Here is a 14,660-nt window from a genome sequence, read left to right as displayed (position 1 = left end):
ACGAAGGAACCGGATGCCGAAACCCAACATCATCTTCATCATGTCCGACGACCATGCCGCTCACGCGATCTCCGCGTACGGCAGCCGGGTCAACTCCACTCCGCACCTCGACCGGATCGCCGACCAGGGGATGCGGATGGATGCCGTGTATTGCACCAATTCGATCTGCTCTCCGTCGCGGGCGTCGATCCTCACCGGCACGTACAGCCACGTCAACGGAGTGTCGTCGATCTGGACGGAGATGGACTATCGCGTGCCCACGTTCATCGACGTTCTGCACGATTCCGGATACAAGACGGCGATGTTCGGCAAATGGCACCTCGGCGAGGAGGGCGTATCGCGCCCGCGGGGGTTCGACGCATGGAAGGTCTTCCCCGGACAGGGGGACTACGTCGATCCGCAGATGATCGATGAGGACGGCGTCTCGACCGTCGAGGGCTATGCCACCGACATCGTCACAGATCTCTCTCTCGAGTGGATCGACGGACTGGATGACGACGAGCCCTTCTGCATGATGGTTCATCACAAGGCGCCGCATCGTCCCTGGGTGCCCGACACGAAGCACTCGCATCTCTACGCCGACGGCACGATCCCCGAGCCCGAGACCTTCTTCGACGACAACGCGAGCCGCAGCAAGGCCGTCCGCGGCGTGCACATGACGATCGCCGACGACATGGGTGGCGACGATCTCAAGATCGCGATGCCCGAGGAGCTGCGCGGACCGGAGAACCGTGAGGCGCGGATGCGCTGGAAGTACCAGATCTACATGCGCGACTACCTGCAGTGCATCCAGTCGATCGACGACAACGTCGGGCGCCTCCTCGATCATCTCGAGGAGAAGGGGCTCGCCGAGAACACGCTGGTCGTCTACACCTCCGACCAGGGCTTCTTCCTCGGAGACCATGGATGGTTCGACAAGCGGCTCATGTACGACCAGTCGCTCCAGATGCCGATGCTGATGCGCTGGCCGGCGGTGATCGAGGCGGGGTCGCGGTCGGAGGCGATCATCACGAACGTCGACTTCGCTGCGACGTTCCTCGACATCTGCGGCGTCGATGCGACACAGGCGCTGCCCACCTCGCAGGGGCGCAGCTTCCTTCCGCTTCTGCGTGGCGAGGAGGTCGCGGATTGGCCCGACGCGATGTACTACCGCTACTGGGAGCATGACGACCCGATCCATGCGGCTCCCGCCCACTACGGCATCCGCACCGATTCGTACAAGCTCCTCTACTTCTACGGGGCGGGACTCGGGGTTCCCGGAGCATCGGACGAGATCTACGAGCCGGAATGGGAGCTCTACGACCTGAAGGCGGATCCCGAGGAGATGCGCAACGTCGCCGCCGATCCGGCGTACGCGCAGATCAAGGCCGACCTCGAGGTCACGCTCGCCGAGTACCAGCAGCGGTACGACGACGAGCCCTACCGGGGTCCGTCGACGCCGCGACCCGAGTGGGGTCCGTACGACCACGAGATGTTCGGACGCCTGCAGGCGTACGTCGCGAGCACGCGTTCGGCCAGCTGAGAGGGACTTCCTGATCCGATTGTTCTCGGTCGAGGTGTTCGCTGATCGTACCGGCGCCGGCAGCGACACCGAGGGCGGCGACTTCACCGTAGGAGAGGTGTACTCCACCAGCACGTTTCGGCCACATCGTCGAGGCTTCACCGAAGCCGCCCACTGTCGGGGGTGCAGGGGGCGGCTTCGGTGTCTTGCGCTCGGAATCGTCTACTCCTCAGGGACGCCGATGCGAACCAGTTCGATGCCGCTCCCCGACTGGGGCCATTCTGTGCGCGGCTGGTCCAGATTGCTGGGCAGCGACTCCCAGCGGAGATACCAGGTTCCTCCCGTAGCGGCCGCGCCGTTGAGGTCGGTCTGAAGATTGACCTGAAGCCCCGGGTAGGTGCCTCGAACGGTGGTGACCGATGACGGCAGCGGCGGGGTCGGGGCCTGAGCCACACCGGTCAGCGAATCGTTGACCACGATGCTCTGGGGAGATCCCTCGCACCGGAAGTCGACGCGGATGTTCCCGTCGCTCATGACCTGAGATCCGCCCATGATGACCTTGAAGTCGAGGCTTCCGCCGCCGCCGAAGCTCCAGCGTCCTTCCCAGTTGCTGACCTGGCTGATATCCCAGTCACCGGTGCCGTCCGCGCGGGCGACATAGATCTGCGAGCGACCTGTGTCGTCGTACTTGTGGTAGCTGATGATGGGCGTGCCATCCGCGTCGAAGCCGAGCTTCGCGTTGCCGTTGAGCAGTCCTCCGCCATTGGGTACGGGGTCCACGACATCGGCGTCGCCATAGCGGAACGGAGAGGTGAGCGGGTTGCCCGCACTGTCGAACCAGTCGACCAGGTTCGCGCTGCGCGCGTACGTGAGCAGGCTGTTCGTCGCCGCGTCGGGTGTGTCTCGCCAGACCCAGATCATGTGGAAGTTGCCGTCCGGCCCGAGAAGCGGGGTCTCGAAGTAGGCGTTCCACGTGCCGGATGGGTTGGTGGCCGAACCGGTCCCGTTGAACAGCGGCTGGTCGACGAGACGGGACCAGGTGTTGGAGGTCTCGTTGTAGAGGTTGAAGTACGTGACGCCATCCCCGGAGCCGCCGTTGCGGTGGCTGAAGACGAGGCTGCCGTCCTGCCTGTTCACGAACTCCGGGTAGGTGACCGAGTTCTCGGTGCTGGCGCTCACCATGTTCGTGACGCGTGTCAGGGTGTTGACATTGCCCGGCGTCGTGGTGCGGAAGTAGATCAGGCCGACGTTGTGCATGTTGCCGGCGACGTGGAGGTTGCGGTTACGGTCGAGCCCGATGGAGATGTAGTTGTGACTGTCCCAGCCGAGGGTGGTGGGGAGGACCTTCGTCGTCCACGTGGGAGTCGCGGCCGAAAGGCTGCGGTGCGCGATGGTCATGCCGCGCTGCGCGTTGTAGTAGGCGACGTACTGGTCGTCGCCGTCGGTGAGCACGCGCTGTGTCACGGGCGCTCCAGCGAAGGTGGTGCCCACCGGGACCGTCTCGAGAACCTGTCCGCTGCCGCCGGGGAAGTCGTACTCCCCGGCGGGCTTGCACGCCACGGCGCCCGGGGGCGCGATCGCCGGAGTGGAGGTGGTGAGATCGAACGACCGCGCCTGGAGGTTGCCGGAGTTCGAGTAGAGCCCGGCGTGGCCGCCGACGCGCGCAGGGTCGACGACGGCAAGGGCGTGAGCGCCGGTGGCGAGAGTCGCTCCCGTCGCACCGTTGCGGACCGTCACCTGGAACTGTGCTCCGTCTCGCGCCAGGCTCAGCTGCAGACGCGTTCCGTAGGGAGCGGTCATCGTGCCCTGGGTGAGGACCGTGGGGGTCGCGTTGTTCGTCATCTGCAGCAGCTGCCACTGGGCGGGCCGGGTGCCACCGGCGGTCGTCGCCCGGAGCACGTAGTAGCTCAGAGAGGTCGTGCCCTGGACGTTCGCGACGATTCCTGACCACTCGGTACCGCTGGGCGCCGACGAGACGATGTCGATGTCAGCGGTCACCGTGTACGAGCGGCCGAGTTGCAGCGCTCGATGCGTGGCGACGTTGTTCCCGGGTGAGCTCGAGGACAGCGCCTTGCCCGATGCGATGCTCCACGCGCCGCGATCCGTGGTCCATGCAGTTCCCAAAGTGCCGTTCGCACGTTCGAAGTCGTCGGATGCGCTGGCGCTTCCGGTCGTGGCGTGGGCGGGGGGAGCCGCGGCGGCGCCCGCGAGCGCACCCGCCGCGAGCATCGCGGCGACGAACGCGGCAGTCAGCCGGTTCCTTCGCTGTGTGAGTCGAACGGTCTTCATCTACTTCTCTCTTCCTTGAGATCGGTAAGCGCGCGGGGAGACTCCCGCAATCGAGCAAAACGTTACGACATGCGAAGAACTGCGTCAAGGCAAGCTTTGCCATTGATTTTCAGCGCGTTCCGCTTTACTCTGAGTAAATCGTTTCGCCACCCCGACGTCGAGGAGCCCCATGTCTATGGTCGGTCCCTCTGTCGTCCCCAGCGGTCCTGCGTGCGCGGACCGGCTCTGCGACTCAGTCGCTCAGTCGCCGCACCGACGCACCGATCTGCAGGTGTCCGGGAAGCTCGAGCGTCACGCGGCTCGTCGACGAATCCGGGTCATCCAGTCGAGAGTTCATGATTCGTGCGGCCTCGGTCGCGATCTGCTCGACGGGCTGCACGTAGACCGTCAGCTTCGGGCTCGTCACCTGGGCGAGGTCGACGGAGTCGAAGCCGACGAGCGAGATATCATGCCCGAGACGGAGGCCGGAGTCGTTGATGGCGGTCACGGCGCCGACGGTCAGGTCGTAATTCCCGGCGAACACCGCCGTCGGCCGTGTATCTGCCGCGAGCACCCGCATCATCGCCGCGTATCCCGCCTCGACGCTGATGGGACCGCGTTGGATGTGGTCTTCGGCGACAGCGATGTCGGCAGCTCGGGCTGCTGTGAGGAAACCATCGAGCCTGCCCTGCAGGCTCCACATTCCCTCTTCTCCGACCAGGGCGCCGAGGGTCCGATGGCCGTGATCGATCAGATGCTGGGTTGCGACCTTGCCCGCCTGCACGTTGTCGAGCGAGACCGAGTCGGCGTCGAGTCCGCGCGGGAGCCAGTCCACCGTGACGACCGGGATGCCGATGGAGACGGCGGTCGCAAGCGCCGACGAGTCCGACAGTGCGGGAACCCCGATGATGCCATCGACCCTTCTGCTGAGGAGCAGCTCTACGGCATTGACGGTGGATGGTGTTCCGTCCTGCTCGTTGGAGGTCACCAGCACGCCGATGCCGTGGGTGCGCAGATACTTCTCGATGCCGACGACGATCTCGAGGTGGAAGGGGTTCTGGAACGAGGGCAGCAGGACGCCGACGGTTCGGGTGACGCCGCGCCGCAGACTGCTGGCGAACGCGTTCGGTCGGTAGTTCAGTTCTGCGGCCGCCGCCTCGATCGCTTCCCGGTTCGAGGTCAGAACGTTTCGCCCGTTGTAGTACTTCGAGATCGTCGCCAACGACAAGCCTGTCAGTCGCTGGATGTCCTTATACGTTGCGGGAGATCTAGTGCTTTTCGACAAATTCGGTCCTTCGTATCGCGAGTGTCGCCACCGTTCGCGCTGATCAACGATGTTGCCCGGAGTCTACCTACGATCCGCAAAACTTTAGTCGTTTCGCTGTATCGCGAATGCAGAACCACCTACCAGGCGGTGCGCCACGCGGCGATTCGCCGAGTCACGCCGAGGAGAGAGCAATGACCGATAGCCCCAGCCTGCCCGAATGGGCGAGACAGTCCACCCTGGGCATCTTCATCCATTGGGGGCCGTACTCTGTTCCGGCCTGGGCGGAGCCGACCGGAGCATGGGGTGCTGTCCCCGAAGAGAAGTGGTTCGCGCACAACGCGTACGCCGAGTGGTACGCGAACACCTCGCGCATCGAAGGGTCCCCGGCAGCGCTGCACCACGTCGCTGAGTACGGGGACAACTCGTACGACACGTTCCTCGACCGGTGGATCCCCAGCCAGTTCGATGCGTCCGAATGGGCGCGGCTCTTCCATCGTGCCGGTGCGGACTATGTCATCCCTGTGGCGAAGCATCACGACGGAGTGACCCTCTGGGATGCACCCGGAGCGGGCAGGCTGTCCACGGTGGCTCGGGGCCCCAAGCTCGATCTGCTCGCGCCGCTCGCCGAGGCGGTGCGCAAGGAAGGAATGCGCTTCGGCGTCTACTACTCGGGCGGACTCGACTGGGCCTTCACGGATTTCCCTCCCATCGAGTCGATGGCTGATGTCGCCGAATACCGCCCCAACGGCGCGGAGTACGCCGAGTATGCGACCGCGCAGGTGCGCGACCTGATCGACCGCTACAAGCCGGCGGTGATCTGGAACGACATCGAGTGGCCGGACGCGGGAAAAGCTGACGGCTCGCTGGTGCAGCTGCTGGACTACTACAAGCGCGTGGTGCCGGAAGGCATCGTCAATGACCGTTGGGGTGCGCCGGTGTGGGACTACCGGACCAGCGAGTACTCGCACGACACCCAGAACGAGCGCGGGATCGGTTGGGAGCACAACCGCGGGCTCGGCTTCTCGTTCGGACACAACCGCACGGAAGACGAATCCCTCACGCTCTCTGCGCGCGAGCTCGCTCGTCTGTACGCCGACGTCGTCTCGCGCGGCGGTCGTCTGCTCCTGAACATCGGGCCGGAGGCCAGCGGGCGGATCCCTGACGTTCAGCGCTGCAGTCTCGAGGGGTTCGGCGAATGGAGCCAGGACCTGAAGCCGTACACGCTCGACAGGTCGCCGATCGAGCCCGGCACCGTCAGCGTCACCGGCAGCGACTGGTGGGTTGCATGGCGACACCGTGACTCGATCGTCGTGGTGGCGGAGGATCCGCACGTCGTTGTCCGCACGGATGAAGGTCTCGATGCGATCGTCTTTGAGCTGCCCGCAGGGGAAGCTCCGGGAATGACTGCCCGAGCATAACGTTTCCCTCGCGGGGCATTCGTGAAATTCAACCTGATTATGGATGAAAGTCGAGACGTTTCGCTCGCTTGGTGCTATATTTGCCCCGGCAGAGCGAAACGATTCACCCTGAAGGATCGTCTACGCCGCACAGCAACCACAAAGGAGTGAAAATGCACCAGATCAAGATCCACCGGGGGGCGCGCACACGCGTTCTCTCGCTCAGCGCCTTCGTCGGCATCTCCGCGCTCGCGCTCGCCGGATGCTCGTCCGGCGCAGCATCCGAGGGCGGTGGTGACAAGACGCTGACCGTGCAGGTCCAGTCGGTCCAGCAGCCCGCCTTCGAGTACGCGGCCAAGATCTTCGAGAAGGAGAACCCCGGAGTGACCGTCGAGTTCCAGACGGTGACCGAGCAGCAGAAGAGCACCACCAACACGCAGATCATGGCGTCGTCGAATGCTCCGGACATCGGTCTCGTGCCGGTCAACGCACAGCCCTACTTCGACCTGGTCAAGGCAGACGCGCTCGAGCCCCTCGACGACCTGTGGGCGGATGCGGACCTCGAGTCTCGCTACGGCGACACGATCGCGGGGGCCCTCAAGTGGAACGACACTCCGTACCTCGTCCTGTTCGACACCACGTACTACAACGTCGTTTTCTACAACAAGGATGCGTTCGCGGAGGCCGGAATCACCGCACCCGTCAATCACCAGATCGCGTCGAACGACGAACTGTACGACATCGTTTCGAAGCTCGACACGTCGGGGTATGACGGTCTCGCCGTCGGAGGGGCGGCCGGATATCAGCTCGCCTGGCTCCAGGATGCGCAGCTGCAGGCGAACGCGCCGGATGCCCTGAAGGACTACCTCGTCTCGTGGCAGCCGGGAGCGGAGCCCAAAGAGAAGTACGACGACCCTGCGTTCACGGATTCGCTCCAACAGATCGCGGAGTGGAACGACAACAACGTCTTCCAGGAGGGAATGGCCGGCGCCGCGGGCGACCAGGCGCAGGCGGCCTTCGCTGCCGGTGATGCCGCGATGCTCCTCGGCGGCGTGTGGATTCCGTCCGTTCTCGGCGATGTCGACTTCGAGTACGACTGGCTGCTGCTCCCCGGAGCGGGAGACGAGCCGACACTCCCGTCGCTGTACGCAGGTGACACGCTGGCGGTCCCGAAGACGTCGAAGAACATCGACCTCGCCAAGAAGTTCCTGGCCGTGTACTCGTCCGACGACGTCCAGAAGTTCGCCGCAGAGAACGTCGGGTCTCTTCCCGCCGTCAACACCGTCGCTGCATCGGACGTTCCCGGTCTCGGCCCGGTGGTGCAGAGCGTCGTCGAGTTCACGAACACCGTCGGATTCGGACTCGGCTGGACCGGCAGCCTCCCGGGAGCGATCGGTCAATCGTTCCTCGATCCGCACATCCAGCAGCTCGTCAGCGGACAGACCACTGCTGAGCAGATCGGTCAGGCGGAGCAGGACGCGTTCGATGCTTGGAAGTCTCAGAACAAGTAGCGCACGACGGTGTGCCGTTCGCCCTGGCGGGCGGCACACCATCCTGTTCTGCGAGAAAGGCGCATGGTGAGTTCACTCGAAACCGTGACAGTAGTCCTCCCCGATGAATCGGGGCCCTCCCGACGAGCGGCACGAACAGCGACAGGACGGGGGACGCCCCGGGAAGTCTGGTGGATGCTCGCCCCGGGGCTGATCATCCTCGCGGTGTTCTTCGGGCTCCCGATCATCGATCTGATTCGAACGTCTTTCACGCAGTGGCCCGGTGTCGGTGAACCCCGGTACATCGGGATCGACAACTACGTCGCGGCGTTCACCAGTTCCGCGGTGCGTGACGCTCTGTTCCGCTCCGTCCTCCTCGGCGTCGGCGCGGCGCTGGTCCTCTGCGCCATCGCCACCGTCCTTGCGGCGCTCGTGTCGGGCGGCATCCGAGGAAAGGCCTTCTACCGGGTCGTGTGGTTTCTGCCGGCGATCGCGCCGCCGTCTGCCGTCGCCGTGTTCTGGGCGCTGTCCGTCCAGCCTCGGTCGGGTGCCGTGAACGCCTTCCTCGGCGCCATCGGTCTCGGCGATACACATGCATGGCTCGCGGATCCCTCCACGGTGATGTACGTCGTCATCGCCGTGGCGGTCTGGGCGGGCGTCGGATTCGCGTTCCTCGTGATTCTCGGGGCGATGGAGGAGGTGCCGGTCTCGGTGTACGAGGCGGCATCGATCGACGGTGCATCCCGGATCCGGCAGTTCTTCTCGATCACGCTCCCGCTCGTGCGCCCGGTTCTCTCCATGATCGTTCTTCTCGAGGTGATCTGGGCGTTCAACGGATTCACCCTGGTGTGGGGAATGACTCAAGGCGGGCCCGGAAGCGCCTCGACGATCCTGCCCGTGCAGGTCTACAAGGATGCGTTCCTCTTCGCCAACTTCGGCCTCGCCGCCGCCGTCAGCGTGATCGGCGGGCTTCTTCTTCTCGTCGTCGGCCTCGTCGGCCAAGCCCTCGGATCCCGGAAAGGGGTCGACGAATGACCCGCAAGACTCGCGTTCGCGCCGGCACCGTCGTCGGCCACACCGCTGCAATCCTCTGGAGTGCTCTCGCGATCATCCCGTTCGCGCTCATCGTTCTCCTGGCGTTCAAGTCGAACACGGACATCTACACCGATCCCCTGGGGCTCTTCGACGTCGACTGGTATCCGCAGAACTTCGTCGACGCGTGGAACGGAGCCCCCGGCGGTCAGGGTTTCGCCGTCTACCTGATCAACTCGGCGATCGTCACGACCGTGGCGATCACGGGCTGCTTGCTCATCGGGGCGTTCACCGCCTACTTCGCGACGCTCGCATCGACGCGGGTGCGGTCGATGATCGTCCGACTGTTCCTGGTGGCGACGACGTTGCCGCTGATCATGCTGCTGATCCCGTACTACTCGGCGTTCAACGCTCTCGATCTGCTGGGATCCCCCTGGGCGCTGGGAGTGCTGTACATCGCGCTGTGCCTCCCCACCTGCGTGCTGATCCTGCACAGCTTCTACCTCGGGTTCCCCGCGGAGCTCGCGGAGGCTGCGGCGATCGACGGCCTCGGGCGATTCCAGGTCTTCGCGAAGATCGTGCTTCCCCTCTCGAAGGGTCCGATCGTCGCGGTGGGAATGATCAACGCGTTCTTCGTATGGGGTGAGACCCAGCTGGCGATCGTGCTCCTGCAGGCCCCCGACAGCCGCACCATCCCGGTCGGTCTGCTCGACTTCAAGGGGCAGTTCGCGAGCAACACCGGAGCCATCTTCGCAGGCCTCACACTCGCGACGATCCCGCTGATCATCGTGTACCTCGTGTTCAATCGGAGCATCACCAAGGGTGTCGCCCTCGGTGGCGTGTTCCGCTAGTCGGAGAGGTAGACCATGCTCCACGGTCATGTCGCCCCAGGCTTCTCCGCGGTCGGTGCCGCCTTCGAGCGCGGGCACTCAGGCGATCCCGGCGGCGCCCAACTGTGCATCTATCACGAAGGGCGAGTCGTGGTCGATCTGTGGACGGGCACCGACCCGATCACGGGCGACGCGATCGACGGAGACTCCCTGTTCGTGCTGTGGTCCACCACCAAAGGGATGGTCGCGATCCTCGCAGCGCTGCTCATCGAACGCGGACAGCTCGACCCCGAGCAACGGGTGTCGAGCGTCTGGCCGGAATTCGGCGTCGGCGGCAAGGGCCAGACGACCGTGGCGCACGTCCTCAGCCATGCAGCGGGTCTGCCCTTCTTCCCCTCCGGGGCGGGGATTCAGAGTCGCGACCTGCCGAACTGGGCGCTGTGCACAGAGACGCTGGCCGCCGCCGAACCGCTCTGGTCGCCGGGGACCGCATCGTGGTACCACCCCTTCACGTTCGGGTATCTCAACGGCGAGGTGATTCGTCGCGTCGCGGGCAAGTCAGTGAGCGACCTCTTCGACGAGTACGTCGCCACCCCGCTGGGAGTCGACTTCTGGATCGGCGGGCTCCCGACCTCTCGCGAGCCCGACGTGACGCATCGCAATGAGATGCACCCTGCCGCCAGCCCGGCCGACCTCTGGTCGCAACACGGAGTGGATCTCTCCGACCCGGTCGTCCAGGAGCTCCTCAGGGAGGTGCAGTCGATCCCCGACATGGTCGAGTTCCTCAACAGCGCCGAGGGGCACCGGATGGAGTTCGGCGGCGCCGGCGGAATCGCGAGCGCCCGATCGGTGGCAAAGGTCTACGCCGCCGCCATCGGGGAGATCGATTCCGTGCAGCTGCTCTCACCCACGACGCTCGACCTCGTCACCGAGCCTCGCACCCTGGGGCTCGGTCCGGTCCCACAACTGGCCGGCGTGCCCGATCAGCAGCTCGCCGAGTTCGGGCTGGGATTCTGGTTGGGGTCGCAATTCCCGTCGGGAAGATTCGCGACGGGGGGAACATTCGGGCACCCCGGCGCGGGCGGGAACATCGCGTTCGCGCATCCTGCGTCGACCACGGCTGTCGCCTACACGTGCACCGGGATGTGGTCAGACGGCTCCCGGCCGGACCCTCGTATGGGGTGGTCCGAGCCGCTCGCCGACCTGGCCGGTGCCTGAGTCCCACGCCCCGCGGAGACCGGCGGAGACCGGCTCACACCCGAGACGTCTCGACATGGCAGTGGGTTCGATGATCGCACGCGCATCGAGCATCGATCCGGCTCGTGAGGTCGTGATTCCGGCAAGTGGGATCGGCGTCTCGGCGTTGCAGGGCGTAGCGGGGGAGAGGCGCCACTGCCGGAGAAAAGCGGAAACCCCCGCCATGTAGAAGCTAGGCGAGGGTTCCTAAGGTGACTGTAATGATCACCCTGTGGCTCCGACGGGCGTCGATCCCGTGACCTCACGATTTTCAGTCAGATTTCGCGTTCATGGGCCGAAGCGTCGAAGTTCCGATCCCCGCTATCTCGGTGATCTATGTGATCTGTGTGATCTCTCTGAAGCGATATCTCGCCGAGAGTTGTGGTCAAACCGTGGTCAAGGTGGTCAGCTGGCACGCGAACTCCATGTTGTTCCAGGAAGCTCGCCATGCGTCGAAGCTCAGCGAAGGATTCGGCCGCGCGGTTGCGGAGAAGCCCCAGATCGTTGAAGCCGGGGAACTTACGGTTGACCTGAAGCGCCCGGGCCAGCAATTCCGTATGGTGCGCCGCTTCCCGTCGTTGCATCTCATAGCTTCGAATCGCGACCAGCGTAGACGTTTCTTCAGGCGTCTCCGCGTTCACGTTCATGAACAGCTGGTGACCCTCGAACGGGAGGGAGAGCCATTCGAGGAAATCGATCGCGGACATCGTCGCGATCTCCTCGCTGATTCCTGGAATCCCTGTCGCCTCATAGGGACGGTGGTGATCGACAAGGATCTGCTGTGGTGCAACGCCCAACGCTCTAGACAGCTCAAGAAGCTCGACAACTGTCAGATCGAGCTTGCGCCCGATCTCGATGTTGCTGACGACCTTCGCGCTGAGGCGTTCGTTCGGGATAGCAGCAGCTAAATCACGAACGGATCGGAATCCGCGGCGCAGACGCAGTTCCCGGATGCGCTCACCGATCGAGCGAGCAAACGAGTCTTTCCCCGATTCGGACCAATCCATCTCACCATCGTGTCTCAGACTTCAGACGTTGTCATCGTCGAAGCAAGTGCTCACAGCAGACGAGCACAACGAAACGAAGGGAACATGATCATGGATGAGTCACTACTCACTCCCGCAGAGGCTGCCCTCATCGCCGGAATGACGACTGGCGCGCTGGCCCAGCTTCGCTACCTCGGCAAGGGGCCCGACTTCTACAGGCTGGGACCTCGAACGATTCGATACGCGCGTTCTGAAGTCGTGGAGTGGATCCGACAGAGTCGCACGACGGCGAGCGGTAGGTGAATCTCTTGGTCACTCCGATACCTGAGCTCGCGGACGCGCTCGATTCCGCTCAGCGAGCGATTCGTCGATACTGCGTGCTGCCGGACGCCGCGTCCTACGATGCAGTGACTTTGTGGGCGGCCGCATCCCATGTGGTTCCAGCTCTGGACGTTGCTCCGCGGTTGGTGATCCGATCAGCCGAGAAGCGATCGGGCAAGACGCGCCTACTCGAGGTGCTGAGCCTGCTAGTGAATGATCCTGTGCGATTTGCCGACGTCAGCGTTCCCTATCTCTTCCGTCGCATCGAAAAGGCAGGGGACACCCCGCCGACGTTGATGCTCGACGAAGCGGATGCGATCTTCTCAGCGGGGAGGCCGAGTGAACGGTCGGAAGCTCTTCGAGGGATCCTCAACACCGGATTTCAGCGAGGATTCGTCTATGGCCGGGTGGAGAAGCCCAACAATCAACTGAAGGAGTATCGGGTTTTCGCCCTGGCAGCAATCGCTTCGATCGGCGCACTACCGGACACCATCGAAGATCGAGCGATAGTGCTCACCATGCGCAGGCGCTCGGGCAATGAACTCGTTGAGCAGTTCCGGCTCAGGGACGCAGGGGAGTATCTCGCGGTAGTACGCCACCGCCTGCACCGCCTACTGACCGATCATCAAGATGAGATAGCCAGCGTCCGCCCTGAACTGCCGGTGGAGGACCGTGCAGCGGATCTCTGGGAGCCGCTCGTTGCAGTGGCTCATCTCGCTGGAGACGAGTGGATCAACCGTGCTTGGACAGCAGCAATCACCATGGTTGAGCAGGCGCGAGAGGACGAGAGTTCCGCGAACGTTGGTTTGGCTCTTCTAGAAGCCACCCGTGAGGTGCTTGACTCGCAACGGGATGGCACATGGATCGGGAGCGTCCAGCTGGTCGAAGCCCTAGCCAAAGTGCCGGAGTATCGGGATCTCGCGGGTGCGCTCGGAGTCGCGGGAGTCGCTCGGGTGCTCCGCCCATACGGAGTCCGCCCAGCCAATCACCGGGTGGGAGAGAGCGTTCGAAAGGGATACCGACTCGTCGATCTCCGTGACGCATGGATGCGGTACCTCGCCTCTGCACATTTGTCCGCTACAGGGGCTACGCCGCTACATACGGAGAGAGACAAGGAAGAACCAGGCACTCGACAAGCTACACAGCCGCTACGCGCCGCTACCCGCGATCCGAACGGAAGGCAAAGGGATGCGGAGCATCTCGCGGCAGCGACAGGTCCCCACATCGACGAGGTGACCCATGTGCGGTCGTGAATCCTGCGGAGCAAGCTATACCGTTAGGGCCCCTAACTCGGCTTGTCTGTCCGGCCGAGTCTTCTCCCGTTCGCTGCGCTGGGCATGGAGAGCATGATGGTCGACCACGCAGGCCGGAGCCGTCGCAGGCCGAACGCGCCCGTGTCGCGACAGATCGTTCACAAGGTGAAGGTCAACGAGGACGAGGAAGCAGCATTGGTCGCTCGGTCCGCCGAGCAAGGGGTCACTGTTGCCCGCTTACTGGTTGAGTCAGCACTTTCTCCCGAGCCCGGCGAGACGGCTACCGATCGAAGGAACGCTCTGGAGATGTTCTTCCGCATCGAGCGACTCATCTCGAACATCGCCAGCAACGTCAATCAGATCGCGCGAGTGGCTAACTCGACGGGAAGCACCGATATGCCTTCGTTGCGCGAGCATCTGCAGCAAGCGAAAGCCGCTTACGAGTCGATCGATCGATGTGTAGAACGGTTCTCGCTATGACAAGCTCCGAGGGTCCGGTGCCGAAGAAGGTGTCTTTCTACATAGATCCAATGCTCGACGAGCGTATGCGCGCTGCCATGCTCAGCACGATGGTGGTCGAGGGGCACCGCTCGCTGTCAGATTTTCTCAGCAACGCTGTGCTCTACGAGGTCGCTCGTCTCGAGGCCAGGTACAACTCCGGTGAGACCTTCTTGGTCAGCCGGCCGAATTCAGTTCCTCGGGGCCGACCGACGGGTTCTCGGAGTCGCTCGAGGGATGCCGACGGTTGAACACAGCCTCATAGACGTTGTCGCCGATCAGTCCATGTCGAGCAGCTGTGCTCACTTCCGACCAGGTGCCGGGAGGATCGACGATCAGCGAGTCGTAACCGTCGGTCGTCCCGCCCGGGGCATACGGATATCGAACCAGCTCGTCGATAACTTGAGACTCCTCGATGAGCCCTGCAGCGAACCGCTCACAGATTTCGTAGGGGGTCGAGCCGCTGAATCCCTCCAGCAGCCGGGAGCCAGGCCCTGAACCGATTGGCCGAGACCGATTCAGCCACCCTTCAAGATCGTGGTCGCCCGCTTCAGAGCGAGCTGATTGAGCCATGGCACGGT

The 14,660-nt window shown here is 64.0% G+C and carries 13 protein-coding genes; 9 read left to right on the top strand and 4 right to left on the bottom strand.

Annotation, left to right across the window (positions count from 1 at the left end; all coding sequences use genetic code 11):
• Window positions 1–13 precede the first annotated feature (13 nt).
• Window positions 14–1,522, top strand: a complete 1,509-nt coding sequence (locus ASD43_RS02450; RefSeq protein WP_056413099.1) for a sulfatase family protein — start codon at window positions 14–16, stop codon at window positions 1,520–1,522.
• Between the two features lie 201 nt (window positions 1,523–1,723).
• Here the strand turns inward: ASD43_RS02450 and ASD43_RS02445 are convergent, their stop codons facing one another.
• Window positions 1,724–3,790: a BNR repeat-containing protein gene (locus ASD43_RS02445; protein WP_056413096.1), complete on the bottom strand. Its 2,067-nt coding sequence runs from the start codon at window positions 3,788–3,790 to the stop codon at window positions 1,724–1,726.
• A gap of 232 nt (window positions 3,791–4,022) precedes the next feature.
• Window positions 4,023–5,054 (bottom strand): LacI family DNA-binding transcriptional regulator, encoded by a 1,032-nt coding sequence (locus ASD43_RS02440; RefSeq protein WP_045254868.1) that lies wholly within the window; start codon window positions 5,052–5,054, stop codon window positions 4,023–4,025.
• A gap of 173 nt (window positions 5,055–5,227) precedes the next feature.
• On the opposite strand from ASD43_RS02440, the gene ASD43_RS02435 reads away from it, so the two are divergent.
• The 5 genes from ASD43_RS02435 (at window position 5,228) to ASD43_RS02415 (ending at window position 11,003) form a co-directional block, all read left to right on the top strand.
• On the top strand, window positions 5,228–6,454 hold the full coding sequence (locus ASD43_RS02435; protein ID WP_052677788.1) for an alpha-L-fucosidase: 1,227 nt from the start codon (window positions 5,228–5,230) through the stop codon (window positions 6,452–6,454).
• A 152-nt stretch (window positions 6,455–6,606) separates the two neighbouring features.
• Window positions 6,607–7,944, top strand: coding sequence for an ABC transporter substrate-binding protein (locus ASD43_RS02430; protein ID WP_045254867.1), 1,338 nt, complete (start codon window positions 6,607–6,609; stop codon window positions 7,942–7,944).
• A gap of 174 nt (window positions 7,945–8,118) precedes the next feature.
• Complete coding sequence (locus ASD43_RS02425) at window positions 8,119–8,958, top strand: carbohydrate ABC transporter permease (protein ID WP_045254866.1); 840 nt, start codon at window positions 8,119–8,121, stop codon at window positions 8,956–8,958.
• Window positions 8,955–9,806: a carbohydrate ABC transporter permease gene (locus ASD43_RS02420; RefSeq protein ID WP_056413093.1), complete on the top strand. Its 852-nt coding sequence runs from the start codon at window positions 8,955–8,957 to the stop codon at window positions 9,804–9,806. Before ASD43_RS02425 ends, ASD43_RS02420 begins: the two co-directional genes overlap by 4 nt.
• Window positions 9,807–9,821: 15 nt before the next feature.
• Entirely contained in the window at window positions 9,822–11,003 is a 1,182-nt protein-coding gene (locus ASD43_RS02415; protein WP_056413090.1) for a serine hydrolase domain-containing protein, read from the top strand.
• Window positions 11,004–11,296: 293 nt separating this feature from the next.
• Here the strand turns inward: ASD43_RS02415 and ASD43_RS17100 are convergent, their stop codons facing one another.
• Window positions 11,297–12,028 (bottom strand): hypothetical protein, encoded by a 732-nt coding sequence (locus ASD43_RS17100; protein ID WP_157550720.1) that lies wholly within the window; start codon window positions 12,026–12,028, stop codon window positions 11,297–11,299.
• A gap of 287 nt (window positions 12,029–12,315) precedes the next feature.
• On the opposite strand from ASD43_RS17100, the gene ASD43_RS16870 reads away from it, so the two are divergent.
• The 3 genes from ASD43_RS16870 to ASD43_RS17665 all read left to right on the top strand — a co-directional run bounded on the left by ASD43_RS16870 (window position 12,316) and on the right by ASD43_RS17665 (window position 14,330).
• Complete coding sequence (locus tag ASD43_RS16870) at window positions 12,316–13,581, top strand: DUF3631 domain-containing protein (protein ID WP_157550717.1); 1,266 nt, start codon at window positions 12,316–12,318, stop codon at window positions 13,579–13,581.
• A gap of 96 nt (window positions 13,582–13,677) precedes the next feature.
• Window positions 13,678–14,061: a plasmid mobilization protein gene (locus ASD43_RS02400; protein WP_162247478.1), complete on the top strand. Its 384-nt coding sequence runs from the start codon at window positions 13,678–13,680 to the stop codon at window positions 14,059–14,061.
• Window positions 14,037–14,330: a ParB family protein gene (locus tag ASD43_RS17665; protein ID WP_442922189.1), complete on the top strand. Its 294-nt coding sequence runs from the start codon at window positions 14,037–14,039 to the stop codon at window positions 14,328–14,330. Before ASD43_RS02400 ends, ASD43_RS17665 begins: the two co-directional genes overlap by 25 nt.
• Here the strand turns inward: ASD43_RS17665 and ASD43_RS17095 are convergent.
• Window positions 14,257–14,652 carry a hypothetical protein gene (locus ASD43_RS17095; RefSeq protein ID WP_157550715.1) on the bottom strand — a complete coding sequence of 132 codons (396 nt, stop codon included), beginning with the start codon at window positions 14,650–14,652 and terminating at the stop codon, window positions 14,257–14,259. The genes ASD43_RS17665 and ASD43_RS17095 overlap by 74 nt on opposite strands.
• Between the last annotated feature and the right edge of the window lie 8 nt (window positions 14,653–14,660).

Origin of the sequence: Microbacterium sp. Root553 (genome assembly GCF_001426995.1) — a bacterium.
In the GTDB taxonomy this organism is placed as follows: domain Bacteria; phylum Actinomycetota; class Actinomycetes; order Actinomycetales; family Microbacteriaceae; genus Microbacterium.
The sequence above is the reverse complement of the archived record's forward strand: the minus strand, read 5'-3'. Positions and strand labels throughout refer to the sequence as shown.